The sequence below is a fragment of the Sphingopyxis sp. H053 genome (genome assembly GCF_001468225.1).
Taxonomy (GTDB): Bacteria; Pseudomonadota; Alphaproteobacteria; order Sphingomonadales; family Sphingomonadaceae; genus Sphingopyxis.
In genome coordinates, this window is sequence record NZ_LNRU01000005.1 from 127,481 (window position 1) to 152,355 (window position 24,875).

General features: G+C 63.6%; 25 protein-coding genes. 1 reads left to right on the forward strand and 24 read right to left on the reverse strand.

Translation table 11 applies throughout. The features are described 5' to 3' along the window. Window positions 1-16 precede the first annotated feature (16 nt). Window positions 17-1,342 (reverse strand): hypothetical protein, encoded by a 1,326-nt coding sequence (locus tag ATE70_RS10945; RefSeq protein ID WP_058537955.1) that lies wholly within the window; start codon window positions 1,340-1,342, stop codon window positions 17-19. A gap of 203 nt (window positions 1,343-1,545) precedes the next feature. Further along, entirely contained in the window at window positions 1,546-1,842 is a 297-nt protein-coding gene (locus tag ATE70_RS10950; RefSeq protein WP_058537956.1) for a hypothetical protein, read from the reverse strand. 149 nt (window positions 1,843-1,991) lie between these two features. Here ATE70_RS10950 and ATE70_RS10955 point away from each other — a divergent pair, with 149 nt between their 5' ends. Beyond that, the gene (locus tag ATE70_RS10955) at window positions 1,992-4,271 is read left to right on the forward strand and encodes a DUF5312 domain-containing protein (protein ID WP_231732649.1); all 2,280 of its coding nucleotides are present in this window, start codon (window positions 1,992-1,994) and stop codon (window positions 4,269-4,271) included. A gap of 134 nt (window positions 4,272-4,405) precedes the next feature. Here the strand turns inward: ATE70_RS10955 and rsgA are convergent, their stop codons facing one another. The 22 genes from rsgA to ATE70_RS11055 all read right to left on the reverse strand — a co-directional run bounded on the left by rsgA (window position 4,406) and on the right by ATE70_RS11055 (window position 24,839). Next, complete coding sequence (rsgA, locus tag ATE70_RS10960) at window positions 4,406-5,404, reverse strand: ribosome small subunit-dependent GTPase A (protein WP_082639401.1); 999 nt, start codon at window positions 5,402-5,404, stop codon at window positions 4,406-4,408. Window positions 5,405-5,636: 232 nt separating this feature from the next. Beyond that, on the reverse strand, window positions 5,637-5,897 hold the full coding sequence (locus ATE70_RS10965) for a DUF1467 family protein (protein WP_058537958.1): 261 nt from the start codon (window positions 5,895-5,897) through the stop codon (window positions 5,637-5,639). 14 nt (window positions 5,898-5,911) lie between these two features. Continuing rightward, window positions 5,912-7,546, reverse strand: a complete 1,635-nt coding sequence (locus ATE70_RS10970; RefSeq protein WP_058538216.1) for a ribonuclease J — start codon at window positions 7,544-7,546, stop codon at window positions 5,912-5,914. Further along, window positions 7,543-8,328, reverse strand: a complete 786-nt coding sequence (locus ATE70_RS10975; RefSeq protein ID WP_058537959.1) for a type III pantothenate kinase — start codon at window positions 8,326-8,328, stop codon at window positions 7,543-7,545. The genes ATE70_RS10970 and ATE70_RS10975 overlap by 4 nt, the downstream gene beginning before the upstream one ends. A 1-nt stretch (window position 8,329) precedes the next feature. Beyond that, window positions 8,330-9,130, reverse strand: a complete 801-nt coding sequence (locus tag ATE70_RS10980; protein ID WP_058537960.1) for a biotin--[acetyl-CoA-carboxylase] ligase — start codon at window positions 9,128-9,130, stop codon at window positions 8,330-8,332. Continuing rightward, window positions 9,052-10,485 carry an NADH-quinone oxidoreductase subunit NuoN gene (gene nuoN / locus ATE70_RS10985; protein WP_058537961.1) on the reverse strand — a complete coding sequence of 478 codons (1,434 nt, stop codon included), beginning with the start codon at window positions 10,483-10,485 and terminating at the stop codon, window positions 9,052-9,054. The genes ATE70_RS10980 and nuoN overlap by 79 nt, the downstream gene beginning before the upstream one ends. Beyond that, window positions 10,482-12,035: an NADH-quinone oxidoreductase subunit M gene (locus tag ATE70_RS10990; protein WP_058537962.1), complete on the reverse strand. Its 1,554-nt coding sequence runs from the start codon at window positions 12,033-12,035 to the stop codon at window positions 10,482-10,484. Before ATE70_RS10990 ends, nuoN begins: the two co-directional genes overlap by 4 nt. Continuing rightward, window positions 12,032-14,080, reverse strand: a complete 2,049-nt coding sequence (nuoL, locus tag ATE70_RS10995) for an NADH-quinone oxidoreductase subunit L (RefSeq protein WP_058537963.1) — start codon at window positions 14,078-14,080, stop codon at window positions 12,032-12,034. The genes ATE70_RS10990 and nuoL overlap by 4 nt, the downstream gene beginning before the upstream one ends. 114 nt (window positions 14,081-14,194) lie before the next feature. Next, window positions 14,195-14,500, reverse strand: coding sequence for an NADH-quinone oxidoreductase subunit NuoK (nuoK, locus tag ATE70_RS11000; RefSeq protein WP_003051614.1), 306 nt, complete (start codon window positions 14,498-14,500; stop codon window positions 14,195-14,197). A gap of 115 nt (window positions 14,501-14,615) precedes the next feature. Continuing rightward, window positions 14,616-15,227 (reverse strand): NADH-quinone oxidoreductase subunit J, encoded by a 612-nt coding sequence (locus tag ATE70_RS11005; RefSeq protein WP_058537964.1) that lies wholly within the window; start codon window positions 15,225-15,227, stop codon window positions 14,616-14,618. A 12-nt stretch (window positions 15,228-15,239) separates the two neighbouring features. Further along, window positions 15,240-15,728, reverse strand: a complete 489-nt coding sequence (nuoI, locus tag ATE70_RS11010) for an NADH-quinone oxidoreductase subunit NuoI (protein WP_037510831.1) — start codon at window positions 15,726-15,728, stop codon at window positions 15,240-15,242. After that, a complete protein-coding gene (gene nuoH / locus ATE70_RS11015; protein WP_058537965.1) occupies window positions 15,725-16,768 on the reverse strand; it encodes an NADH-quinone oxidoreductase subunit NuoH in 1,044 nt (347 codons plus the stop codon). Before nuoH ends, nuoI begins: the two co-directional genes overlap by 4 nt. After that, window positions 16,765-16,902: a hypothetical protein gene (locus ATE70_RS24850; protein WP_156419661.1), complete on the reverse strand. Its 138-nt coding sequence runs from the start codon at window positions 16,900-16,902 to the stop codon at window positions 16,765-16,767. Before ATE70_RS24850 ends, nuoH begins: the two co-directional genes overlap by 4 nt. Further along, window positions 16,899-18,911, reverse strand: a complete 2,013-nt coding sequence (gene nuoG / locus ATE70_RS11020) for an NADH-quinone oxidoreductase subunit NuoG (protein WP_058537966.1) — start codon at window positions 18,909-18,911, stop codon at window positions 16,899-16,901. The genes ATE70_RS24850 and nuoG overlap by 4 nt, the downstream gene beginning before the upstream one ends. A 9-nt stretch (window positions 18,912-18,920) precedes the next feature. After that, window positions 18,921-19,274, reverse strand: coding sequence for a hypothetical protein (locus ATE70_RS11025; protein WP_156419662.1), 354 nt, complete (start codon window positions 19,272-19,274; stop codon window positions 18,921-18,923). Then, window positions 19,271-20,560: an NADH-quinone oxidoreductase subunit NuoF gene (gene nuoF / locus ATE70_RS11030; protein ID WP_058537968.1), complete on the reverse strand. Its 1,290-nt coding sequence runs from the start codon at window positions 20,558-20,560 to the stop codon at window positions 19,271-19,273. The genes ATE70_RS11025 and nuoF overlap by 4 nt, the downstream gene beginning before the upstream one ends. Before the next feature lie 3 nt (window positions 20,561-20,563). Continuing rightward, window positions 20,564-21,232 carry a complex I 24 kDa subunit family protein gene (locus ATE70_RS11035; protein WP_058537969.1) on the reverse strand — a complete coding sequence of 223 codons (669 nt, stop codon included), beginning with the start codon at window positions 21,230-21,232 and terminating at the stop codon, window positions 20,564-20,566. Continuing rightward, entirely contained in the window at window positions 21,232-21,762 is a 531-nt protein-coding gene (locus ATE70_RS24855) for a hypothetical protein (protein WP_156419663.1), read from the reverse strand. The genes ATE70_RS11035 and ATE70_RS24855 overlap by 1 nt, the downstream gene beginning before the upstream one ends. Next, window positions 21,759-23,015, reverse strand: a complete 1,257-nt coding sequence (locus tag ATE70_RS11040) for an NADH-quinone oxidoreductase subunit D (RefSeq protein WP_058537970.1) — start codon at window positions 23,013-23,015, stop codon at window positions 21,759-21,761. Before ATE70_RS11040 ends, ATE70_RS24855 begins: the two co-directional genes overlap by 4 nt. Then, window positions 23,012-23,914, reverse strand: a complete 903-nt coding sequence (locus ATE70_RS11045) for an NADH-quinone oxidoreductase subunit C (RefSeq protein WP_058537971.1) — start codon at window positions 23,912-23,914, stop codon at window positions 23,012-23,014. Before ATE70_RS11045 ends, ATE70_RS11040 begins: the two co-directional genes overlap by 4 nt. Next, window positions 23,914-24,468 (reverse strand): NuoB/complex I 20 kDa subunit family protein, encoded by a 555-nt coding sequence (locus tag ATE70_RS11050; protein WP_058537972.1) that lies wholly within the window; start codon window positions 24,466-24,468, stop codon window positions 23,914-23,916. Before ATE70_RS11050 ends, ATE70_RS11045 begins: the two co-directional genes overlap by 1 nt. Beyond that, window positions 24,465-24,839 carry an NADH-quinone oxidoreductase subunit A gene (locus ATE70_RS11055; RefSeq protein WP_037510808.1) on the reverse strand — a complete coding sequence of 125 codons (375 nt, stop codon included), beginning with the start codon at window positions 24,837-24,839 and terminating at the stop codon, window positions 24,465-24,467. The genes ATE70_RS11050 and ATE70_RS11055 overlap by 4 nt, the downstream gene beginning before the upstream one ends. Window positions 24,840-24,875 lie beyond the last annotated feature (36 nt).

The window sequence follows — 24,875 nt, forward strand, 5'->3', positions numbered from 1 at the left end:
TGTGCGGAGCGCGCGATCAGTTCGTCGCGGGAGCCGCCGGGGTAGCCGCCGCAGCGGGAGCCGCCGCGGGTGCATCCAGCTTGACCACCCAAAGGTCGGCCAACCGCTTGCGGGGGCCGGCCACCTGGCCGAAGCTGGCCTTGGCGGCCGCCTTGTCGCCCGACAGTGCCTGGGCAACGCCGAGGCGATACGTCCACATGTCCTTGTCCGCTGCGCCCTTTGCCGCCGCCTGATAGAGCGGAATCGCATCGGCATAATGACCATAGCCGACCAGCGCGTCGGCGGTGGCACCCGCCGTCTTGGGATTGGTCAGCGTCGAAGGCTGCTTGGAATAGGCCACGATGGTCGATGCCTCGTTGCCGGCGCGCGCCTTCTGGTCATCGCGCCGGGCCGCCAGCTTCGCGTCGGTGCCCGGGAAAACCTTCTTCTGCTCGCCTTCCTGGATAACGGCGACGGCTTCGCCCGGCAGGCCGTCGCTGGCCGCAAGCGCGCTATACTCGTCATATTCGAGGCGTTCGGTCATCGCGCCCGCCGCGCGCATCAGGCGCATGACGTCGAGCGTAACGGATTCCTGTTCCTTCGGCGTCCCGGCAGCCGGCCCGGCCTGCAGCACCGAAAACAAGGTCTGACGCCAGACTTGCGGCTGACTATAGTCGCGCAGGCGCAAGGTCATCAGGCCTAGCATCTCGTCGTTGCGCTTTGCCGCCTGCAACGCCTTGATCGGCCGGACATACAGTTCGTCCGACGGACGCTGACCCGCGGCGCGGCTTGCCTCGATCGCGGCCTTGGCGATCGTGATGCCCTGATCGACCTGACCCGAGCTGAGATAGCTGTCCATCAACAGAATGGGCACATTGGCTTCGGTCGAACCCGCGGCTCGCGCGGCTTCGAGCCGCTTGATCGCCTTCGGATAGTCCTTCGCCGCATAAGCGAAATTGCCCGAGAAGAAGCTGTAGACCGCGAGATTTTCCGGCGGGGTCAGACCCGAATCGAGCATCGCATCGAGCGCCTGTCCCTGAACCGCCTGGTCCTTGTTCAGGATGCCGAGCTGGAGCTGGTAGAAGCCGAGGAGATATTTATCGTCGGGCGCGGTGGCGGTCCCCTGCCCTTCGGTCAGCGCCGCCTGCAACGCCGCGGCGTCCTTTGCGGTGGTCGCGTCGGTCATTTTCTTGAGCGCGGGGCCGAACCCCTTGCTTGCCGACAGGCCCTTGCCCTTCGCCTCTTCTTCCTTCTTCGGCTTCTCTTTCTTCTGAGCGGTAGCCGGGGTCGCAGTCGCCATCAGCGCGCAGCCCAGCACGGCGGCCATCGCCGTTGCGGGCATCGAGCGGAAACGGTTAAACATCGAAATCTCTCCTTTTACTCGGCCGCCTTCGCCCAGGCATGCGCTTTGGCGCACACAGGTTCGGCCGCGCGTCGTAAACGCGGCTAAACCCGTCGCGTTGCCAAGGCAAGACAGGCGGTATCGATATTTCAATGGAGAAAAGCGGCTGAACCGAAATTGAACCCGGTCTGCCGGTCCGGGCCGCACAGCGTCAGGGCCGGCGGTCAGGCGATCGCGTCGATTGCCAGGTTGATCCGGCGCAGCACGGCGGGGTCACCCGGCGCGCCCTCGATCGCCGCTTCGGCGAGTTGGATCAGCGGGATGATGCCAAAGGTCGCGGCGAGCCCTTTCAGGCGGGTTGCCGCCATTTCCCAGTTCGCATCGCAGCGCGATCGGCGCATCAGGTCGGACAGGTCGCGCGCGCTGCCGGTGAAGGCGGTGCGCAGATCCATCGCCATCGCCGGATCGTCGCCGAACGCCGCGCTGAGATATCGGTCAAGGGGGCCGCTGTCGAAAGACATTCCACAGGATTGGCAGCTTGTAGTTAAGTTTCCGTTTCATGGCGGCCATTTGATGCTAAGATGGCAGGATGACGGGGGAAAAGAAAATCGTTGGATTGTGGCGGAATTCCGCGACAAACCAGGAAGCGGACGGCGCGGAACCGGCAGAAGTGGCGGCGCCCGAACCCGCGCTCGCGCCCGAAACCGAGGCGCCCACCGAACGGAATTGGCTCGACATGTCCTCGCTCGATGACGCCGGGGATATCGACGAAGCGCCACGCGCTGCGCCGGCCTGGCGCGAACGCGGTGCCCCGGCACTGCTTATCCTTCTGGCGGTCGGCTGGACGGGGTTCGCGCTTTCCGTCGCAACAGGCGGCTTTGCACGCAGCCCGGCCCTCTCCGTCTGGCCCACACTGGTCGCTACGATCGCGATGCCGCTGACGCTGCTTGCGGTGCTGTGGATGGCCTTGCTCCGATCGGGCCGGTCCGAACAGGCGCGTTTCGCCCGGGTCGCGGCCGCGCTTCGCGAAGAGAATATGGCGCTCAACCAGTCGATGCATTCGCTCGGCTTGCATCTGGCCGATGCGCAGAAGCAGCTCGGCGAGCAGGCGAAGATCGTCCAGCAGCTCGGCCTCGACACCGTATTGCGGCTGGGTGAAAGCAGCGACAAGCTCGCCAGCAATGCCTCGGTCATCGCCAATGCGCACGACCAGCTCGCACGCTCGGGCGATGTCGCGCTGCAGCGGATGGATGGGCTGCTCGCCGGCCTGCCCCGGATCGACGACGTCGCGCAGCGGCTCGCGGTCAATTTCCGCGAAGCCGGTCTCGTCGCGCACCAGCAGGGCGCCAATCTCGAAGCCCGGCTCGCGGCGCTTGGCGAGGAAGCGGCCAAGGCGGCGCAGACCGGAACCGAAACGACTGCGACCATGCTCGAGGCGATCGTCGCGCTGCAGGAACAGACGAAGGAAACCGAAGCGGAACTGCTCGCCGCGTCGGCGCAGGTTGCCAACGAGCAAGGCGCCGTGCTTGCGCAAATGACAAAGGTAGCGGCCACCGCACGCGATGACATGACCTCGACCGTCGCCGCGATGACGGGCCAAATGGATCAAAGCTGGCGGCAGTTCCGCGAAGGCGTCGACGACGCCGGCGCGCTGATGGATGCGAAGCTCGGCCTCGCCCGCGATGCCGGAAATGCGATGGGCGTGCAGCTCGCGGCGCACGCCGACGCCAGCGACGCGCTCGCCTCGCGCATCACCGCGCATGTCGCCGAAGTCGGCAAGCAGCTCGAAATCCTTGATGTCAGCGTCAGCGCCAGCACGGGGGTCATCGGCCGCTCGATCGACGATACCAAAGCGCAGCTCGGCGCCTTCATGCAGGAAGTGCAGAGCGGCAACGCCTCGGCGCATCAGCTTATCACCCATGCCGAATCGCTGCTCCTCGCGCTCGATGCCGTGACGCGCGAACTCGACGAAACGCTGCCGCACGCGCTCGACCGTATCACCTCGCACGGCAAGACGACGCAGACGGCGCTGTCGCAGCTCCGCCCGATCCTCGATGCGTCGGAACTCGTCGCGCAATCGACGGCGTCGCACGTCAACGCCGTCCAAGCGACGCTCAAGGCGAACGAGGAACAGATGGCGGGTCATGCGACCAGCCAGCAGGCGCTTGTCGACCGCATCAACGGCTCGCTCGCCGACGCCGAGACGGCGCTCGCCAAGCTGCGCGAAGGTGCCGACGAATTCGCAGAACAGGGCGGCGCGCGCATGATCGCGACGCTGGGCGAAGTTCGCGCCACCGCCGATTCGGCGGCCGACGAAGCCCGACTGACACTCGAAAAGCTGGTGACGAGCGCGCGCGAGACGATGCAGGCGACCGCGACCGATGCGATCGACGCCGCGTTCAAGAACGAGATCATGGCGCAACTCAGCGCGATCGAGGAAGCCTCAGCGCGCGCCGTCGCCGCCGCCAACGGCGCCGCCGACCGCTTGATGCGCCAGCTGATCACGATCATGGACACCAGCGCGAGCGTCGAACAGCGCGTGAGCGAAGCCGAACAGGCGATCGCCGCGTCGGACCGCGACTCCCTCGCGAAACAGGTCGGCTTGCTGACCGAATCGCTGAAATCGACCGCGATCGACGTCACAAAGATATTGTCGAGCGAAGTCAGCGACATCGCATGGGACGCGTACCTCAAGGGCGACCGCGGCGTGTTCGCGCGGCGTGCGGTCAAGCTGATCGACAATAGCGAGGCCAAGGAAATCCTGCGCATCTATCAGGCCGACGATGGCTTCCACGCCGCGGTGAACCAGTTCATCCACGATTTCGAAGCGATGCTGCGCGTGCTCATCGGCGCACGCGACGGGTCGGCAATCAGTGTCACCCTGCTCTCGTCGGATATCGGCAAGCTCTATGTCGCGCTCGCGCAGGCGATCGACCGCCTGCGGAACTGAGCGGCGCTGAAATAAACGGATCGGCGTAGCGGCTTTCGTCCGGAAGCGGACATTCTGAAGTTGCGCGAATGCGTTGACGACGATTCCGGAATTCTTCCCGTCAGCAGACAGTTGTTGAATTCCTCGCGAATCTGTCAGTTCGGCGCGCGCTTCTTGAAATATGGAGGGTTGATGTTGTCCTCGGCCGGCAGTTTGCGCCAGCGATCGAAGCGCGCAGACGTCAATTTTCCCTCGGCAATCGCTGCCCGGACGGCACAGCCTGGCTCGACGCCATGCGCACAGTCGGAAAAGCGGCAATGCTGCGCCACAATGATGAAATCGTCGAAAACTTCCGATATTCCGGTGGCCGCATCGGACAGTTGCAGCTCTCGCATACCGGGTGTGTCGAGCAGCCAGCCCCCTCCATCGAGTCGATGCATTTCGCGCACGGTGGTGGTGTGGCGGCCCGTACCGTCCCCTGCGCGGATCGCTTGGGTGGCGATGCTATCCGATCCTCGCAAAGTGTTTACGAGCGTCGATTTTCCGACGCCCGAGGATCCAAGAAGCGCAACGGTTTCGCCCTTACCGCACCATGCGGCGAGGCGAGCGACACTGGCAGGGTCGCGGCCATTGACCGATTCGACGCGCAATCCCGGTTCGATCGCGCGTGCGGCCGCCGCAAAAGCCTCCGGGTCGTCCGCCAGGTCGGTCTTGGTGAGAACCACGACGGGATTCACCCCAACCTCGCGTGCCAGCACCAAATAGCGCTCCAGCCGGGCGACGCTAAAATCCTGGTTGCACGAGGCGACAATGAACAGCGTGTCCACGTTGGCGGCGATCATCTGCTCTTTGCGGGGATCGCCCGGTGCGCGCCGCTTGAACAGGTTCATTCGATGCAGGACGCGTACTGGCTCAAATGTATCGCGGTCGATAAGCAGCCAGTCCCCGACTGTCGGATGATCGTCCGACGGCCCCGCGCCCGGAATATAGGGCGAGATGAAACGCTGAAATCCGGCGCCCGCAACGTCGATCTTGCCGCGGTGGACGGCCATCACCCGGACGGGATGGCATTGCCGGGCTTCCTCGCTAGTGACCTGTTCGCGGAAATGGGCCTTCCAGCCTAGAACTTCTAAAGTCTTATCGGGCGATTTCATACAGCCGCAGGCGGCCTCTCATTAAGCCCAATGCGCGGGTTCTGGCCGTCGGTTACGGTCCACAAAAGCGCGCACTGAAATGTGGGCACCTGCATCGGCAGGGCAACCTCTGGGCGCGGTATACGGCCGCATTCCTCTGGTGGCCAGCTTGTAGCGAATATTAGCGGGGCACCCATTGTCCGACTTTCGTCCCAAAGCAGGCATGTCGGATCGGCAATCGGGCTGCCGCTATTTAGGTCCGCCCGCTGAGCACGTCGGGGTCGGCCCAGCCGTTCACATAGGCGACGTAATAAAGGACGAAGGCGACCGTCGCGGCGATCGTCATCTGGAGCAGGATGCGTCCGGGGCGGAAGGCCGCTGGCGCGCCCGGTTCCTGCCCGCGCACCAGCGGCGTCGCGTCATCGCTTGCGCGGCGGCCGTGGAAGGGCAGCACGAAGAAGGCGCTGAACGCCCAGAACAGCAGGTAGATGGCGAGCGCCGAGGTCCATTTCATCGTCGTGGGTCCGTTCAGATGGTGACGAGCATCACGTCGACGACGGGCTTTTTGCCCGTCCAGTCGGTCGCGACGCGGCGCACGCCAAGGCGGATCGCCTCGCGGAGCTTTTCCTCGTCGCGCGCCGGGCCGGTGGCGGCCTGTTCGGCGGCTTCGCGCATCTCGTCGATAAAGGCTTCGCGCTCGTCCTCGACGGGCACGCCGCGATAGCTGATCGCGCTTTCGACGAAACGCTTTGCGGAGAAGATCGCCGCGACGGTGATATGGCCGTGGAGCGAGAGTTTGCGCCGTTCGTTGATCGTCTCGCCGTCGGCGGGCAGGATCACGTCGCCGTCGAGGATCAGACGTCCTGCATGAACGCGTTCGACGATCTTCGCCGGACCGGGCGCCAGTCGTACCAGATCGCCATTTTCCTGCACCAGCGCATCGGGAACGCCGCGTTCGAGCGCGAAGCGTGCCTGTTCGTGCATGTGACGGATTTCGCCATGCACCGGCAGGACGAGCTTGGGCCGCAGCCAGCCATAAAGCGCGGCAAGCTCGGGCTGCCCCGGGTGGCCGCTGACATGGATATGCGCCTGCTTTTCGGTGACGGTGAGGATGTCTTTCGCAGCAAGCTGGTTCATGATCCGACCGATCGCGACCTCGTTGCCGGGGATCTGCTTCGACGAGAAGACCACGGTGTCGCCCGCCTCGAGCTTGATCTGGTGGATGTCGGCCGCCATGCGCGCGAGCGCCGCGCGCGGTTCGCCCTGGCCTCCGGTGGCGATCACCATCACCTTGTCGCGCGGCAGGCGCATCGCTTCGTCGAAATCGACCGTCGGCGGGAAGTCTTTGAGGTAACCGACCGAGCGCGCAACGCCGAGGATGCGGTCGAGCGAGCGGCCCGCGACGCACAAGGTACGCCCGGTGGCTTTGGCTACGGCGCCCAGCGTCGCAAGCCGCGCGGCGTTCGATGCGAAGGTGGTGACGACCACGCGGCCCCTTGCCGCGCCGACCGCCTGCTCCAGCCCAGCCCGCAGGCCGCCTTCGCTGCCCGATGCCTCGGGGTTGAAGGCATTGGTCGAATCGCAGACGAGAACGTCGATGCCCTCGTCGCCGACCGCGGTCAGCGCCGCGGCGGTTGCGGGAACGCCGAGGATCGGTTCCTCGTCCAGCTTCCAGTCGCCGGTGTGGAAAACGCGGCCATAAGGCGTGTCGATCACGACAGCGCTCATTTCGAGAATCGAGTGCGCGAGCGGGATCAGGCGGATGCCGAACGGGCCGAGCTGAAAATTATCGTCGATGTCGACGGTCTTGAGCGTGACCGCTTTCTCCAGCCCCTCTTCGGCGAGCTTGTGCGCGATCAGCCCCGCAGTGAAGCGGTTGGCATAGAGCGGCACGCCAAGGTCAGCGGCGAGATAGGGCAGCGCCCCGATATGATCCTCGTGCCCGTGCGTCAGCACGATGCCGAGCAGATCCTTCTTGCGGTCCTCGATGAATTCGAGGTCGGGCATCACGATGTCGATGCCCGGATAATCGTGGCTGCCGAAGGTCACGCCGAGGTCGAGCATGATCCATTTGCCGTCGCAGCCATAGAGATTGGCGTTCATGCCGATCTCGCCCGATCCGCCCAATGCGAGAAAAAGCAGCTCCTTGCCCGGAGTCGTCATATTGTTGGCTTCCATTGATGATAGAGGTGCATCAGCCCGTTCAGTGTCAGGTCGGGCTCGATACGATCGAACAGGTGTGCCTGTTCCTGAAAAAGTGTCGCCAGGCCGCCCGTCGCGATGACGGTGAGTGGTTTGCCGATTTCGGCCTTCATGCGCGCGATCAGCCCTTCCATCATCGAGACATAGCCCCAATAGACGCCGATCAGCATCTGGCTTTCGGTAGTGCGCCCGATAACGCTGCCCGTTGCCGGTGCTTCGATCGCGATGCGCGGCAGTTTCGCCGCCGCAGCGACGAGCGCCTCGAGCGAGAGATTGACGCCCGGCGCGATGATCCCGCCGAGATAGGCGCCGTCGGGGCCGATATGGTCGAGCGTCGTCGCGGTGCCGAAGCTGATGACGAGCTTGTCCTTGCCGGGCTCGACCGCCTGCGCCGAGATCGCGTTGACCGCGCGGTCGGCGCCGACCGACTGCGGCTCGTCGACCTTGAGCGCGATCCCCCAGGTCACGGGCTCGCGGCCCGCGACCAACGCATCGACGCCGAAATATTTATGCGCGAGCAGCTGGAGATTGTGGAGCGCGCGCGGCACGACGGTCGAGATGATGACCGCTTCGACGTCGGCGCGGTCGTGCCCCTCGATCCGCATAAGCTGATCGAGCCACACCATATATTCGTCAGCCGTGCGCCGGTCGTCGGTCGCGATGCGCCAGCGCGCGAGCAGCTCGGTGCCGCGGAACAGTGCGAATTTGGCGTTGGTGTTGCCGACATCGATCGCGAGCAGCATCTCAATTCCCCTCCACGGGCCGGCGTAGTTCGACGTCGCCCGCATGGACCAGCATGGTCTCGCCGCCCTCGCGGCGCAAGCGCAGCGCGCCATCGTCGGCAAGGCCGTCGAAGAAACCGTCGATCCCCTGTTCGGAGACGCGGAGCGGCGTACCGACCGGATGCGCCTGCGGTAGCCAGGCGCGAACGATGCTTGCCACACCTTCCTGTCGCCAAGTCCAGAGCGCGTCGATCATTGCGATACCGAGCGCATTGGCGAAATGATCGCGGTCGAGTTCGACGCCCTTGGCCGCCAGCGTCGCGGTCGGACGGTCGGGCAGTTCGGGCGCGGCGGTCAGATTGACGCCGATACCGATCACCACCGAATTGCCCGTGCGTTCCATCAATATGCCCGCGCATTTGGCGCCATCGATCAGCAGGTCGTTCGGCCATTTGAGCTGCGCGTCGACGCCGGGCGCCAGCGCGGCAACGGTCTTGGCGAGCGCCACTCCGGCGACGAGCGCGAGCGTCGCCGCCGATGGATCGCCTATCGTCAGGTGGACGACGGTCGAGCCCATGAAATTGCCCTGCCCGTCGTTCCAGCCACGCCCGAGACGCCCGCGCCCGGCGGTCTGGCGATCGGCAACGAGCCAATGGCCTTCACCGACATGCTCGCCGCCTGCCAGCCGCGCCAGCAGGTCGGCGTTGGTTGAGCCAGTCTGCTGGATCCGCTCTATCGGCGGTATCAGAACAGCACCGCGGCGGCGCTGGCCGAAAGGACCGCCAGCACGGGAATGAAGAGATAGCCGATGACCGAAAGCCACAGGGCGCTCGCGGTGATCACCGCATCCTCGACGATCGCGCCGCCGCCCGCGGGGAATTCGGTGTCCGACTTGTCGTCGAAGTACATCGTCTTGATGATCGCGATATAATAGAAAGCACCGATCACCGAGGCGACGATACCCGCAACCGCCAGCGGCACGAGGTTCGCGTTCACCGCGGCCTCGAACACCAGATACTTCGGCCAGAAACCGAAGAGCGGCGGGATGCCGGCGAGGCTGAACAGGAACACCGCCATCGCCGCGGCAAGACCCGGACGGCGCTGTGACAGGCCGGCGAGCGCCGGGATGCTCTCGACATGATTGCCGTCGGCATCGCGCAGCTGGAGCACGACGAGGAAGGCGCCGAGCGTCGTCAGCATATAGACGAGCAGATAGGTCAGCACACCTTCGACCCCCTGCTGCGTTCCGGCAGCAAGACCAACGAGCATGAAGCCGACATTGTTGATCGACGAATAGGCAAGCAGACGCTTGATATTCTTCTGCCCGATCGCACCGACCGCGCCGAGGATGATCGAGGCGAGCGACAGGAAGATGATGATCTGCTGCCACGCGCCGACCGCGGGGCCCATCGCATCGATCACGACGCGCGTCATCAACGCCATCGCCGCAACCTTGGGTGCGGTGGCGAAGAAGGTCGTCACCGGGGTCGGCGCGCCTTCATAGACGTCGGGGGTCCACATGTGGAACGGCACGGCGCTGATCTTGAAGCCGAGGCCCGCGAGCACGAACACGATGCCGAAGATCAGCCCGATGTTGAGCTCGCCGCCGAGCACCTTCGCGATACCGGCGAAATCGGTCGTACCGGTAAAGCCATAGAGCAGCGAAATGCCATAGAGCAGCATGCCCGACGCGAGCGCGCCGAGGACGAAATATTTGAGGCCGGCTTCGGTCGACCGCTCGTCGGTGCGCATGAAGCTGGCGAGCACATAGGCCGCGAGGCTGTTGAGTTCGAGCCCGACATACAGCGTCATCAGGTCGCGCGACGAGGCCATGATGCCCATGCCGAGCGCCGCGAACAGGATGAGCGTCGGATATTCGGCGCGCATCCCGCCATTGAAGAAGCGCGGCGCGATGACGATGCAGACGAAGCTCGCGGCATAGATCAAGAGCTTGGCGAAGCCGCCAAAGCTGTCGACCGACAGCGTGCCCGAGAAGACCGTCGCATCGACGCCGAACAGCGCAACGACCGCGGCCGCGGCCGCAGCGAGCGTCAGCAGCGAGCTCAGCTGATAGAGGCCGACGTTGCGGTCACCGAAGAAGGTGCCGAGCATCAGCGTGATGAGCCCGCCGATCGTCAGGATCAGTTCGGGCCAGATGAGCATCAGGTCGGCGGTCATTGGACGCCTCCTGCGTGGCTCGATCCGTGGGCGGTGTCACCATGCGCCTTGGCGGGCTTCGGCTTGCCGGCGGCAAGGTGCGCGTCGCCCGCGGGCTTCGCCGGAGCAAGGCGCGCAACGACGGTCGTCACGTCGCCGCGCATCGGCGCGAGGAAGCTTTCGGGATAGACGCCCATCCACAGCGCCACGGCGGCCAGCGGCACCATGATCGTCCATTCGCGGGGATTGAGATCGGCCATCGCCTTCACATCGTCCTTGGTCAGTTCGCCGAACACGACGCGGCGGTAGAGATAAAGCATGTACGCGGCACCAAGGATAATCCCGGTGGTGCAAACAAAGGCGACCCAGCTCGACGCTTCATAAATGCCGGCGAGGCTCAGGAATTCGCCGACGAAGCCGCTGGTGCCCGGCAGGCCGATCGACGCCATCGTGAACAGCATGAAGAACAGCGCATAGGCCGGCATGTTCACGGCGAGGCCGCCGTAACGGTCGATTTCGCGCGTGTGGAGCCGGTCATAGATCACGCCGACGCAGAAGAAGAGCGCGGCCGAGACAACACCGTGGCTGAGCATGATGATCAGCGCGCCTTCAATCCCCTGCTGGTTGAAGGCAAAGAGGCCCGCGGTGACGATCGCCATGTGCGCGACCGACGAATAGGCGATCAGCTTCTTCATATCGCTCTGCGCCAGCGCGACGAGGCTGGTGTAGACCACCGCGATCATCGACAGCGCAAAGACGATCCACATCAGCTGCCCCGACGCGTCGGGGAACATCGGCATCATGAAGCGGATGAAGCCATAGGCGCCGAGCTTCAGGAGCACGCCCGCAAGGATCATCGAGCCCGCGGTCGGCGCCTGGACGTGCGCGTCGGGAAGCCAAGTGTGGACGGGCCACATCGGCATCTTGACCGCAAGGCTGGCGAAGAAGGCGAGCCACAGCCAGGTCTGCATTTGAACCGGGAAATCATAGTTCAGCAGCGTCGGGATGTCGGTCGTGCCCGCTTCGTGGATCATCGCGATGATCGCGATCAGCATCAGCACCGACCCGAGCAGCGTGTAGAGGAAGAATTTGAACGCCGCATAGATGCGGTTCGCGCCGCCCCAGATGCCGATGATGAAATACATCGGGATCAGGCCGGCTTCGAAGAAGATGTAAAAGAGCAGCAGATCTTGCGCGCAGAAGACGCCGATCATGATCGTTTCCATGACGAGGAACATCGCCATGTAGAGGCCGACACGGCTCTTGATCGCGTCCCAGCTGGCGAGGATGCAAAGCGGCATCAGGAAGACGCTGAGCATGATGAGCATCAGCGCCATGCCGTCGATACCGAGGGCATATTGGAAACGTCCGAACAGGTCGGCGCGCTCGGTGAACTGCCACTGCGCGCCGCCGATATCGAACTGCGCCCACATGACGCAGCCGAGGACAAAGGTCGCGAGCGTCGCGCCGAGCGCAACCCAGCGCGACATCTTGTCGCCGACGAACAGGCAGGCGATGGCGGCGATCGCGGGGACCGCCAGCATCAGCGAAAGGATCGGGAAGTCGCTCACAGGAAATTCACCATGGCCCAGCTGGCGAGGCCGACAAGACCGAGCAGCATCACAAACGCATATCCATAAACATAACCCGATTGCAGCCGGACCGCGAGACGGGTCCCCCCAGCGACGAGCGCGGCGGCGCCATCGGGACCGAAGCGGTCGATGGTGCCTTCATCCCCGCGCTTCCAGAAGAAGCGGCCGATCGCGAAGGCGGGCTTCACGAAGAGGATGTTGTAGAGCTCGTCGAAATACCATTTGTTGTACAGGAACTGGTGGAGCAGCTTGAACTGCGCCACGAAGCGCGCCGGCAGGCTGGTGTTGCGGATATAGCTGTTCCACGCCAAGAATAGCCCGATCGCCATCACCGTGAACGGCGTCCACTTCACCCACAAAGGCACTTCGTGCGCGGCGTGCATCAGATGCTCGTCGAACGCGAGGCTGCCCTGCCAGAACGCCAGCCCCTCTTCGGGGTAGATGAACTGGTGGTGGAACGCGAAACCCGCGAACACCGCACCGATCGACAGTACGACCAGCGGGATCAGCATGCTGATCGGGCTTTCGTGCGGGTGATAGCCCGCGGTGCCGTCACCATGCGTTTCATGATGATGCGCGTGGGCATGATCGTCGGCCGAATGTTCTTCGGAGGGATCTTCATGCTCGCCATGAACCGCGTGCTGGATATGCTCGCTCTGTTCCCAGCGCGCCTTGCCATAGAAGGTCAGGAAGACGAGGCGCCACGAATAGAAGCTGGTGAGGAAGGCGACGAAGACGCCGACCCAGAAGGCGATGACGCCGCCGCCGCCGCTCGCGAAAGCCGCCTCGAGGATGCCGTCCTTCGAGTAGAAGCCGGCAAAGCCCGCAACCCCGGCGATGCCGACGCCGGTGATCGCCAGCGTGCCGAGCATCATCGCCCAGTAGGTGATCGGAATCTGTTTCCGCAGCGCGCCATAATAGCGCATGTCCTGCTCATGGTGCATCGCGTGGATCACGCTGCCCGCGCCCAGGAACAGCAAAGCCTTGAAGAAGGCGTGCGTGAAGAGGTGGAACATTGCCGCGCCATAGGCACCCGCACCCGCGGCGAAGAACATGTAGCCGAGCTGCGAACAGGTCGAATAGGCGATGACGCGCTTGATGTCCCACTGCGTCGTCGCGACGGTCGCGGCGAAGAAGCAGGTCGCGGCGCCGACGAACATCACGACGCCCTGCGCGACTTCGCTGGTTTCGAACATCGGCGACAGGCGGCAGACCATGAAGACGCCCGCGGTGACCATCGTCGCGGCGTGGATCAGCGCCGACACCGGGGTCGGGCCTTCCATCGCGTCGGGAAGCCAGGTGTGCAGGCCAAGCTGCGCCGACTTGCCCATCGCGCCGATGAACAGCAGCAGGCAGAGGATCGTCATCGTGTCGAGACGCATGCCCATAAAGCTGATGGTGCTGCCCGCCATGCCCGGCGCGGCGGCGAGGATCTCGGGGATCGAGACGGTGCCGAACACAAGGAAGGTGCCGAAGATACCGAGCATGAAGCCCAAATCGCCGACGCGGTTGACGACGAACGCCTTGATCGCCGCGGCATTGGCGCTCGGCTTCTTGTACCAAAAGCCGATGAGCAGATAGGAAGCGAGACCGACGCCTTCCCAGCCGAAGAACATCTGGACCAGATTGTTCGCGGTCACGAGCATCAGCATCGCAAAGGTGAAGAGCGAGAGATAGGCAAAGAAGCGCGGCTGGTCCGGGTCTTCCTCCATATAGCCCCAGCTATAGAGGTGGACGAGCGCCGACACCGTCGTGATCACGACGAGCATCACCGCGGTCAGCGCGTCAACGCGCAGCTCCCAATTGAACTGAAGCGCGCCCGACGAAACCCAGTGGAGCACCGGGGTCACGCCCGCTTCGCCGCTGCCCGTCACGAACGACAGGAAAATCGGCCAGCTGAGCGCGCAGCTGATGAACAGCGCGCCCGTGGTCAGGATTTTCGACGGCACATTGCCGATCACGCGCTGGCCGAGGCCTGCGATGATTGCCGCGAGCAGCGGCAGGAAAACGATCGCCTGGATCATGCGAAAGCTCCGTCGTCCCAGCGAAAGCTGGGACCGCTCACGGTTTTAAGCGGCGTTGCCACGTTGGCGATCCCAGCTTTCGCTGGGATGACGAGGATGGTGTTGATCACCGGTTTACCCCTTCATCCGGTTGGCATCGTCGACGGCAATCGTGCCGCGGCCGCGGAAGTAAATGACGAGAATGGCAAGACCGATCGCGGCTTCACCCGCAGCGACGGTCAGCACGAACATCGAGAAGACCTGCCCGACGAGATCGCCGAGCGCGGCGCTGAACGCGACGAGGTTGATGTTCACCGCCAGCAGGATCAGCTCGATCGCCATCAGGATGACGATGATATTCTTGCGGTTGATGAAGATGCCGAGCACGCCGAGCGTGAAGAGCACCGCCGAAACGGCGAGATAATGGCCGACCGAAATCATGCCTGAACTCCATTTCCGTTCGTGTCGAGCGAAGTCGAGACACCGTGAAGGCGTGCACGAACGATGGGCATCTCGACTACGCTCGATGCGAACGGGTTAAGGATATGCAACGAAATCACAGTTCCATCCCCTGCCCGACGCCCGGATCGACCAGCCGCGTCGCATCCTGCGGACGGCGCTGGTTCTGCTTCGAGATATTCTGGGTGCGCACGCCGCCGCGCTTGCGATGCGTCAGCACGATCGCGCCGATCATCGCGACGAGGAGGACGATGCCCGCCGCCTCGAACAGGAAGATGTAGCGCGTGTAGAGCAGTTCACCGATCTGCTGGATATTGCTCTTGTCGCTGACGACCGGCGCAGCGCGCGCCGCGAGGTCGACCCCGCCCGCACTCCATGCGCCGACCGCGAAGATCAACTCAGCAGCAAGGATGATCGCGACAAGCGCGCCGAGTGGCAGATAGCGCACGAATCCGGCGCGCAGCTCGGCGAAATCGATGTCGAGCATCATCACGACGAAGAGGAACAGCACTGCGACCGCGCCGACATAGACGATGACAAGCAGCATCGCGATGAATTCGGCGCCCGCGAGCAGCATCAGACCCGCCGCGTTGAAGAAGGCGAGGATCAGCCACATGACGCTGTGGACCGGATTGCGTGCGAAAATGACCATCGCGGCCGACGCAATGACGATCGTCGCGAACAGGTAAAAGGCGAAGAGTTGGATCATGTGCGCGCGCCCTTATCGATAGGGCGCGTCGGCGGCAAGATTCGCCGCGATCGCGCGTTCCCATTTGTCGCCGTTGGCGAGCAGCTTGGCCTTGTCATAGAGCAGTTCTTCGCGCGTTTCGGTCGCGAATTCGAAGTTCGGCCCCTCGACCACCGCATCGACCGGGCAGGCTTCCTGACAGAAGCCGCAATAGATGCACTTGGTCATGTCGATGTCGTAGCGCGTCGTGCGGCGCGAGCCGTCTTCGCGTGGCTCGGCCTCGATCGTGATCGCCTGCGCCGGGCACACCGCTTCGCACAGCTTGCACGCGATGCAGCGTTCCTCACCGTTCGGATAACGGCGCAACGCATGCTCGCCGCGAAAACGGGGCGACAGCGGGTTCTTCTCGAACGGATAGTTGATCGTCGCCTTCGGCTTGAAGAAATATTTCAGCGTGAGGGCGTGCGCCTTCACAAACTCCCACAGCGTGAAGCTTTTGATGAGGTGGGCAATGGTACTCATGAATACCTCGTCAGCATCAGATAGCCGGAAATCAGGAAGATCCAGAGAAGCGAGATCGGCAGGAAGATTTTCCAACCCAGCCGCATCAGCTGGTCATAGCGGTAGCGCGGGACGGTCGCCTTGACCCAGCTGAAGACGAAGAAGAAGAAGAGGATCTTCGCGAACAGCCAGATGATGCCGGGGACGGCATAAAGCGGCGCCCAGTCGATCGGGGGCAGCCAGCCGCCCCAGAAGAGCACCGCGTTGAGCGTGCACATCAACAGGACGTTGGCATATTCGCCGAGCCAGAAGAGCGCGAAGCTCATCGACGAATATTCGGTCTGGTAACCGGCGACGAGCTCTGATTCCGCTTCGGTCAGGTCGAACGGCGCGCGCGCGGTTTCGGCGAGCGACGAGATGAGGAACATCACCGCGAGCGGGAAGAGCAGCAGGTTGAAGCCGAAGGCATTGACGATGCCAAGCCCGTGGCCCTGCTGCGCTTTCACGATCTCGTTCATGTTGAAGCTGTCGGCGAAGAGCACGACGCCGATCAGGATGAAGCCGATGGAGACTTCATAGGAGATCATCTGCGCCGAGGCGCGCATCGCCGAAAAGAAAGGATATTTCGAGTTCGACGCCCAGCCCGACAGGATCACGCCGTAGACGCCAAGCGACGAGATCGCGAGGATGTAGAGCAATCCGACGTTGATGTCGGCGAGCACCGCGCCCGAATTGAACGGGATGACCGCCCAGGCGAGCAGCGCCACCGTGAAGGTGATGATCGGCGCGATCAGGAACAGGCCCCTATTGGCGCCGCTCGGGACGATCGTTTCCTGCAGGAACACTTTCAGGCCATCGGCGAAGCTTTGCAGCAGGCCGAAGGGACCGACGACGTTCGGACCGCGGCGCAGCGCGATCGCCGCCCAGATCTTGCGGTCGGCGTAAATGATCATCGCGACCGCGAGCATCAGCGGCAGCGCGATGAGCAGGATGCCGCAAATCGTCGCGACGCCCCACGCCCAATTCGGGTCCATGCCCCAGGAGATGAAGGTCTCGGTCATTTCCGGGTCCCGTCCTGGTTGCGCCAGCCGTTATGCGGGCCGGGCTTTTCCGACTTGCGCGGATTGAACCCGCGCCAGACCGAATAGCCCATCCCGACCAGCAGGATGCTGGCAATCGCATGCACCGGGGTCATTCCGCGGCCTCCGCAAAGTCTGCGCCATGGATCAGCTCTTCCGAGCAGCGCTGCATCGTCGGCGACGCGCGGCAGATGGCGTTGGTGAGGTAGAAATCCTTGATCGGCGACGGGATCGCGCGCGCTTCGGCCTTCGCGGGCAGCTTGGGCACCGTCCAGCCATAGTCGGCAAGGCCTTCGACGCCGAGCGCCGGCACCGCTGCGATCATCGCCGCGCGGCACTGCGCGAAGCTGTCGAACCCGAGGGATACGCCGAGCGCATCGGCGAGCGCACGGAAAATGCTCCAGTCCTCGCGCGCGTCGCCGGGGGCGAACACAGCCTTCTCGCTGCGCTGGACGCGGCCTTCGGTGTTGACCGTGGTGAAATCCTTTTCGGTCCATGCTGCCGCCGGCAAAATGACATCGGCCGCATGCGCGCCCTTGTCGCCATGGTGGCCGACATAGACCTTGAACGTATCGGGCAGCGCCGCGAAATCGACCTCGTCTGCGCCGAGGAAGAAGGCAAGCTTCGGCTTCGCCGCGATCACATCCTTGATCCCGCCGGGGAGACCATAACCGAGCATCAGCGAGCCCATGCGCGCGGCCGAGAAATGCACGACGTTATAGCCGTTCCAGCCGTCCTTGACCGCATTCACCGACTTGGCGAGCGCGAGGCCGGCGCCGTGGACGCCGGGCACCGACAAAGCGCCGCCGCCGAAGATCAGCATCGGACGCTCTGCACCCTTCAGCGCGTCGAGCACCGCCGCAGGCAGCTTCGAAACGAGCGACGCGTCGTCGCCGAGCCACTGTGCCTTGTAGGTCAGGTCGGTTTCGGGACCGATCGCGAAAACCTTCGCGCCCTTCTTCCACACCGCCTTGCGGATGCGCGTGTTGATCAGCGGCGCTTCCCAGCGCAGGTTCGTGCCGACGAGCAGGATCACGTCGGCATTTTCGGCGTCGGCGATGCCGGTGTTGAAATTGACCGCCGACAGGCTGGTGACGTCATAGTCGAGGCCGGTCTGGCGTCCTTCGAGCAGGGTGCCGCCGAGTGCGTTCACCAGCGTCTTCGCGGCGAACATCGTCTCGCAATCGGCGAGGTCGCCCGCAATCGCGGCAACCGACGAACCGGCGTCGACGGCCGCGATGGCCGCAAAGGCTTCGGCCCAGCTCGCGGGCTGAAGCGCACCGTTCACGCGAACATAGGGCTGATCGAGGCGGCGACGGGTCAGGCCGTCGACATGGTGGCGCGTCTTGTCGCTCGCCCATTCCTCATTCACGTCATCATTGACCCGCGGCAACACGCGCAGGACCTGACGGCCGCGCGCGTCGATGCGCACGTTGGTGCCGACCGCGTCCATCATGTCGATACCGAGCGTCTTCGAAAGCTCCCACGGGCGCGCTTCGAACGCATAGGGCTTCGACGTCAGCGCACCGACGGGGCAGAGGTCGACGACATTGCCGCTGAGCTCGCTCGCAACCGCGCGCTCGAGATAGCTTGTGATCTGCATATTCTCGCCGCGATAGATCGCGCCGATGTCTTCGACGCCCGCGACTTCCTCCGCAAAGCGAACGCAGCGCGTGCACTGGATGCAGCGAGTCATCACCGTCTTGACGATGGGCCCCATATATTTCTCGGTGACCGCGCGCTTATTCTCGTCATAGCGCGTCGCGCCGCGGCCATAGGCGACCGACTGGTCCTGCAGATCGCATTCGCCGCCCTGGTCGCAGATCGGACAGTCGAGCGGGTGGTTGATGAGCAGGAACTCCATCACCCCTTCGCGCGCCTTCTTGACCATCGGGCTGTCGGTCTTGATCACCTGCCCTTCGGCGGTCGGCAGCGCGCACGACGCCTGCGGCTTCGGCGGACCCGGCGCGACTTCGACGAGGCACATGCGGCAATTGCCGGCGATCGACAGGCGTTCATGGTAGCAGAAGCGCGGAATTTCCTTCCCCGCCAGCTCGCACGCCTGCAGAACGGTCGCGCCCTGCGGGACGTCGAGTTCTACGCCATCTACGGTTACTTTAGGCATCGGTTTTCCTCACTCCTCAACCGGAGCGCAATTATCTTCGCCGGACGCGTCTTTTGTGCACATCACGACGGAAGCATCGGTTTCTTTGTCGGGTCGAATTTCAGAGGGACGCGTTGCTGCCAGACGCTTCTTCAACTGCTTCAGATCGATATTCATCGAACCCCCGCAAGGCATAACGGCTCTCATGAACAGAGCCGCCTCTTTCGTCTTATCCTGACTATCGATGTAACGCGCTGTAGACGTCGGCGATTCTTGCCACATGCACTCGACGAGCGCATCCATCTTGCCCTTTGCCGTTGCCGGCGCGGCCATTGCCACACAGCCAACAGCTATTCCGATAACAACAAGGCTACGACCAATCATTCCGCTGCCTCCAGCGCGCCGCCATTCTCGCGGATGCGGCGCTCGATTTCGGGGCGGAAATGCTTGATCAGGCCCTGGATCGGCCAGGCCGCGGCGTCGCCGAGCGCGCAGATGGTGTGGCCTTCGACCTGCTTGGTCACGTCGAACAACGTGTCGATCTCGCTGATGTCGGCGTCGCCGGTGCGCAGCCGCTCCATCACGCGCCACATCCAGCCGGTACCTTCGCGGCACGGCGTGCACTGTCCGCAGCTTTCATGCTTGTAGAAATAGCTGATGCGGCTGATCGCCTGGACGACGTCGGTCGACTTGTCCATCACGATCGCGGCCGCGGTGCCGAGGCCCGATCCGACGGCTTTGAGGCCGTCGAAGTCCATCGGCGCGTCCATGATCTCAGCCGCGGGCACGAGCGGGACCGACGAACCGCCGGGGATCACTGCAAGCAGATTGTCCCAGCCGCCGCGGATGCCGCCGCAATGCTTGTCGATCAACTCGCGGAAGGTGATGCCCATCTCTTCCTCGACGACGCACGGGCGCTCGACATGGCCCGAGATCTGAAAGAGCTTGGTGCCCTTGTTATTCTCGCGCCCGAAGCTTGCGAACCACGGGGCGCCGCGGCGCAGGATCGTCGGGACGACCGCGATGCTCTCGACATTGTTCACCGTCGTCGGGCAGCCATAAAGGCCCGCACCCGCCGGGAACGGCGGCTTCAGGCGCGGCTGGCCCTTCTTGCCTTCGAGGCTTTCGATCATCGCGGTTTCTTCGCCGCAGATGTACGCGCCGGCGCCGCGGTGGACGAAGACGTCGAAATCATAGCCCGACTTCGCAGCGTTCTTGCCGAGCAGGCCGGCGTCATACGCCTCCTGCACCGCAGCGAAGAGCGTCTCGGCCTCGCGGATGAATTCGCCGCGGATGTAGATATAGGCGGCGCGCGCCCGCATCGCGAAGCCCGCGATCAGCGCACCTTCGATCAGCTTGTGCGGATCGTGGCGGATGATTTCGCGGTCCTTGCACGAACCCGGCTCGGATTCATCGGCGTTGATGACGAGGAAGCTCGGGCGGTCGGCGCGCGGCTCCTTCGGCATGAACGACCATTTGAGCCCGGTCGGGAAGCCCGCACCACCGCGGCCGCGCAGGCCCGACGCCTTGATCTCTTCGATGATCGCGTCCTGGCCGCGCTTCATCAGATCCTTGGTATTGTCCCAATCGCCGCGCGCCTGCGCGGATTTGAGGCTCCACGGCTGGAAGCCGTAGAGATTGGTGAAAATGCGATCCTTATCGGCCAGCATGGCTTACCATTCCTTCCGATAGTCGTGGTTGGCCTTGACCATTTCCTTCAGCGTCGTCGGGCCGCCGTCGGGCTCGCTCGTGTGACGGTTCGCAAGCTGCGTTCCCGCCTTCGGCTGCTCGCCCGCAGCGAGCGCATCGAGGATGCGGACGGTGCTGTCGTAATCGAGGTCTTCGTAATTATCGTCGTTGATCTGGACCATCGGCGCGTTGGTGCACGTGCCCATGCACTCGACCTCGGTCAGCGTGAACAGGCCGTCGGGGGTGGTCTTGCCCTTGACCATGCCGCGGTTCTTGCACGCGGCCATCACATCGTCCGACCCGCGCAGCAGGCACGGTGTCGTGCCGCAGACCTGCACATGATAGCGGCCGACGGGCACGAGATTATACATCGTGTAGAAGGTCGCGACCTCATAGGCGCGGATGAACGGCATATCGAGATGTGCCGCGACATATTCGATCACCGGCACGGGCAGCCAACCCTGCGTCTGCGTCTCAGCGCCGACCTGGCGCTGCGCGAGATCGAGCAGCGGCATCACCGCCGAGCGCTGGCGCCCCGCGGGGTAGCGCGCGATAACCGCCTTCGCCTTTTCGGCATTTTCCGCCGTCCACGCAAAAGCGCCCCAGCGCGCGCGGGTTTCGGCTTCGTCGGGAATTTGGGGTGCGTCAGCCATTATTGCGCCTTCGGTGCGTCAACTGGAACATAAACGGGAGGCGGCGGCGATGGAGGAACATAGCTCGCACACTGCGACTTCGTGATGCCCTTTTTGAAACGAGTATAGCGAGAGACTGCCGTCACAACTTGCTCACCAACCTTCGAAACATCGAGGTGAAAGCTCGGCGAATAGCATCCGGCATCATCCGCCGACTGATTGGGACAGGACCACGCTAATTTCGCATCGGCCGGATATCCAATCACCGCCTCTGCATCTTCGCACGAGGACACCAATTCTGCGAACTCAGTCGGAGCTAAAAAGACCGTCGGCCCACCCAGCGAAGACATGTCAACAATCGACAGATTGAAAGACCCTACAAGTCGATTGATCGCAGCGGCGTCCTTATTTTTGAACGCCAGCCGTATCTCTTTCGCATATTCGGATCGCGATGCCTCGCGAGGGTCCGTTTGCGCGTGGGCAGCAGGCACGACAACGCAAGACAAAAGGCCGATCAACCCCATTTGTTTCAAGGAATTCACGACGTTCACCGATCACACTCCCCGAACACGACGTCGATCGCGCCGATGATCGCGGTGGTATCGGCGAGCATGTGGCCCTTCGACATCATGTCCATTGCCTGCAGGTGCGAAAACGCCGTCGGGCGGATCTTGCAGCGGTAGGGCTTGTTGCTGCCGTCGCTGACCAGATAGACGCCGAATTCGCCCTTGGGGCTTTCGGTCGCGACATAGACTTCGCCCGCCGGGACGTGGAAGCCTTCGGTATAGAGCTTGAAGTGGTGGATCAGCGATTCCATCGACTGCTTCATCTCGCCGCGCTTCGGCGGGACGACCTTGCGGTCGAGGCTGGCGATCGGGCCGGTGGGCATGTCGCGCAGGCACTGCAGGATGATGCGCGCCGACTGATAGACTTCCTGCACACGGACCATGAAGCGGTCGTAGCAGTCGCCGCGGGTGCCGACGGGAATGTCGAATTCCATCGACGCATAGGCGTCATAGGGCTGCGACTTGCGCAGATCCCACGCGATGCCGCTGCCGCGGATCATCGGGCCCGAGAAGCCCCACGCCAGCGCGTCTTCCTTCGACACCGTCGCGATGTCGACGTTCCGCTGCTTGAAGATGCGGTTGTCGATGACGAGGCTCATCGCGTCGCCGAACAGTTTCGGCAGGCGTTTTTCGCACCATTCGCCGATGTCGTAGAGCAGTCGTTCGGGCACATCCTGGTGGACGCCGCCCGGACGAAAATAGGCGCTGTGCATGCGTGCGCCGCTCGCGCGCTCGAAGAAGTTGAGGCAATCCTCGCGCAGCTCGAACACCCAGAGATTCGGGGTCATCGCGCCGACGTCCATGACGTGCGACCCGATGTTGAGCATGTGATTGCAGATGCGCGTCAGCTCGGCGAACAGCGTACGCAGATATTGCGCGCGCGCCGGAACTTCGAGATCGAGCAGCTTCTCGATCGCGAGAACATAGCTGTGCTCCATTCCGAGCGGCGAGCAATAGTCGAGCCGGTCGAAATAGGGCAAAGCCTGCAGATAGGTCTTATACTCGATCAGCTTTTCGGTGCCGCGGTGGAGCAGCCCGACGTGCGGATCGACGCGCTCGATGATCTCACCGTCGAGCTCGAGCACGAGGCGCAAAACGCCGTGCGCCGCGGGGTGCTGCGGACCGAAGTTGATCGTGTAGTTGGTGACGGCCTGATCGCCCACCGTATTGGCGGTGTCGACCGGATAGCCTTCGAACAGGTCGCCACCATAATGATGGACGTTCGGAGAGTCGGTCATGCGTCACCTCCAGTTTTAGGCTTGCGCGGTGCGCGCGGCTTCGGCGGAGCCTTTTCGGCCTTCGCGGTCGCCGGCGTTTTCGCGGCCTTGGTCGAAGGCTTCGCGCTCGCGCCATCGCGGCTCGTCTTTGCGGCCTTGATGTTGGCCTTCGCCCCTGCCCCGGTCTGCTCCGGCTTTTCGGTGGTCTTCGGAGTCGGCGGCGGCGGCGCCTTCGCCTGGTCGTCGGCCTTCTTGACCTCGGCCGCGGTCAGCGGCGTCGGCGCGCCCTTGCCCGGCGCTTCGCCGGTGCCGCCGGCCTTTTCATCGCCGGGCAGTACATAGTCGGCGCCTTCCCATGGGCTGAGGAAGTCGAAATTGCGGAAATCCTGCGCGAGCTTCACCGGCTCGTAGACGACGCGCTTGTCCTCTTCGCTGTACCGCAGCTCGGTATAGCCGGTCAGCGGGAAATCCTTGCGCTGCGGGTGCCCCTGGAAACCATAGTCGGTCAGGATGCGGCGGAGGTCCGGATTGCCCGCGAACAGTACGCCGTACATGTCGAACACTTCGCGTTCGAGCCAGCCGGCGACCGGCCAGACGGGCACGATGCTCGGCACCGGCGTCGCTTCGTCGGTGCAGACGCGGACGCGCAGGCGATGATTCTTGGTCACGCTGAGCAGGTGATAGACGACCTCGAACCGCTCGGCGCGGTCGGGATAGTCCACCCCGGCGATTTCCATCAGCTGCTGATATTCCATCTTGTCGCGCAGCGCGATCATCACGCCCGCGATCGCTTCGCGATCGACGGTGATGCTGTCTTCATCGGCGGCATGGACATGCATGAGCATGTCTTTGCCGAGCAGCGCCTTAAGCTCCGCGTCGATATGGGCGCGGCGGGCGACGAGGGGTGCGGCATGGGTCATCAGCGTTCGATCGTCCCGGTGCGGCGGATTTTCCGCTGCAACTGCATCACGCCGTAAAGCAGGGCCTCAGCAGTCGGCGGGCAGCCGGGGACATAGATGTCCACGGGCACGATGCGGTCGCAGCCGCGCACCACCGAATAGCTGTAGTGATAATAGCCGCCGCCGTTGGCGCAGCTGCCCATCGAGATCACGTATTTCGGGTTCGACATCTGGTCGTAGACGCGGCGGAGCGCCGGGGCCATCTTGTTGCAGAGCGTGCCCGCGACGATCATCACGTCCGACTGGCGCGGCGATGCGCGCGGCGCGGCACCGAAACGTTCCATGTCATAGCGCGGCATGTTGACGTGGATCATCTCGACCGCGCAGCATGCGAGGCCAAAGGTCATCCACCACAGCGAGCCGGTGCGCGCCCAGTTGAACAGATCCTCGGTAGAGGTGACGAGAAAGCCCTTGTCGCCGACTTCGCTGTTGAGGTCGTCGAAGAACGCCATGTCGGGGTTCGTCCCCGGGGCAACCGGCATCTGGCCGGGCGGCAGGATGATCGAGCTGCTCATTCCCAGTCCAACGCCCCTTTCTTCCACGCATACACAAGGCCGAGCGTCAGTTCAGCGAGGAAAATCATCATCGTCGCCCAACCGGCCCAGCCAATTTCCTCAAGGCTCACGGCCCAGGGAAAGAGGAAGGCGGCTTCGAGGTCGAAGATGATGAAAAGAATGGCGACGAGGTAGAAACGCACGTCGAACTGGCTGCGCGCGTCTTCAAAAGCGGGGAAACCGCATTCATATTCGGTCAGCTTCGCCGGATCGGGCTTGTGCGCCCCGGTCAGCCGCGCGACGCCCATCGGAAGAAACACGAAGGCGGAGGACAGGCCGACGGCGACGACCAGAAAGATCAGGATCGGCAAATATTGCGTCAGATCGACCATGGGAGCTCGCAGTTCTGTTGTTCATATTTTGGGGTG

Coding starts and splice junctions, on each gene's coding strand:
- nuoK (WP_003051614.1), bottom strand. CDS start 14,500: ATGATTTCGGTCGGCCATTATCTCGCCGTTTCGGCGGTGCTCTTCACG.
- nuoI (WP_037510831.1), bottom strand. CDS start 15,728: ATGAGTACCATTGCCCACCTCATCAAAAGCTTCACGCTGTGGGAGTTT.
- ATE70_RS11045 (WP_058537971.1), bottom strand. CDS start 23,914: ATGACCCATGCCGCACCCCTCGTCGCCCGCCGCGCCCATATCGACGCG.
- ATE70_RS10965 (WP_058537958.1), bottom strand. CDS start 5,897: ATGAAATGGACCTCGGCGCTCGCCATCTACCTGCTGTTCTGGGCGTTC.
- ATE70_RS11055 (WP_037510808.1), bottom strand. CDS start 24,839: ATGGTCGATCTGACGCAATATTTGCCGATCCTGATCTTTCTGGTCGTC.
- ATE70_RS11050 (WP_058537972.1), bottom strand. CDS start 24,468: ATGAGCAGCTCGATCATCCTGCCGCCCGGCCAGATGCCGGTTGCCCCG.
- ATE70_RS11025 (WP_156419662.1), bottom strand. CDS start 19,274: ATGATTGGTCGTAGCCTTGTTGTTATCGGAATAGCTGTTGGCTGTGTG.
- nuoF (WP_058537968.1), bottom strand. CDS start 20,560: ATGCTGGCCGATAAGGATCGCATTTTCACCAATCTCTACGGCTTCCAG.
- rsgA (WP_082639401.1), bottom strand. CDS start 5,404: ATGAAATCGCCCGATAAGACTTTAGAAGTTCTAGGCTGGAAGGCCCAT.
- nuoG (WP_058537966.1), bottom strand. CDS start 18,911: ATGCCTAAAGTAACCGTAGATGGCGTAGAACTCGACGTCCCGCAGGGC.
- ATE70_RS24850 (WP_156419661.1), bottom strand. CDS start 16,902: ATGACCCCGGTGCATGCGATTGCCAGCATCCTGCTGGTCGGGATGGGC.
- ATE70_RS11035 (WP_058537969.1), bottom strand. CDS start 21,232: ATGGCTGACGCACCCCAAATTCCCGACGAAGCCGAAACCCGCGCGCGC.
- nuoN (WP_058537961.1), bottom strand. CDS start 10,485: ATGACCGCCGACCTGATGCTCATCTGGCCCGAACTGATCCTGACGATC.
- ATE70_RS11005 (WP_058537964.1), bottom strand. CDS start 15,227: ATGATCCAACTCTTCGCCTTTTACCTGTTCGCGACGATCGTCATTGCG.
- nuoH (WP_058537965.1), bottom strand. CDS start 16,768: ATGACCGAGACCTTCATCTCCTGGGGCATGGACCCGAATTGGGCGTGG.
- ATE70_RS10970 (WP_058538216.1), bottom strand. CDS start 7,546: ATGACGACTCCGGGCAAGGAGCTGCTTTTTCTCGCATTGGGCGGATCG.
- ATE70_RS11040 (WP_058537970.1), bottom strand. CDS start 23,015: ATGACCGACTCTCCGAACGTCCATCATTATGGTGGCGACCTGTTCGAA.
- ATE70_RS10945 (WP_058537955.1), bottom strand. CDS start 1,342: ATGTTTAACCGTTTCCGCTCGATGCCCGCAACGGCGATGGCCGCCGTG.
- ATE70_RS10950 (WP_058537956.1), bottom strand. CDS start 1,842: ATGTCTTTCGACAGCGGCCCCCTTGACCGATATCTCAGCGCGGCGTTC.
- ATE70_RS10975 (WP_058537959.1), bottom strand. CDS start 8,328: ATGCTGCTCGCGATCGATGTCGGCAACACCAACGCCAAATTCGCACTG.
- nuoL (WP_058537963.1), bottom strand. CDS start 14,080: ATGATCCAGGCGATCGTTTTCCTGCCGCTGCTCGCGGCAATCATCGCA.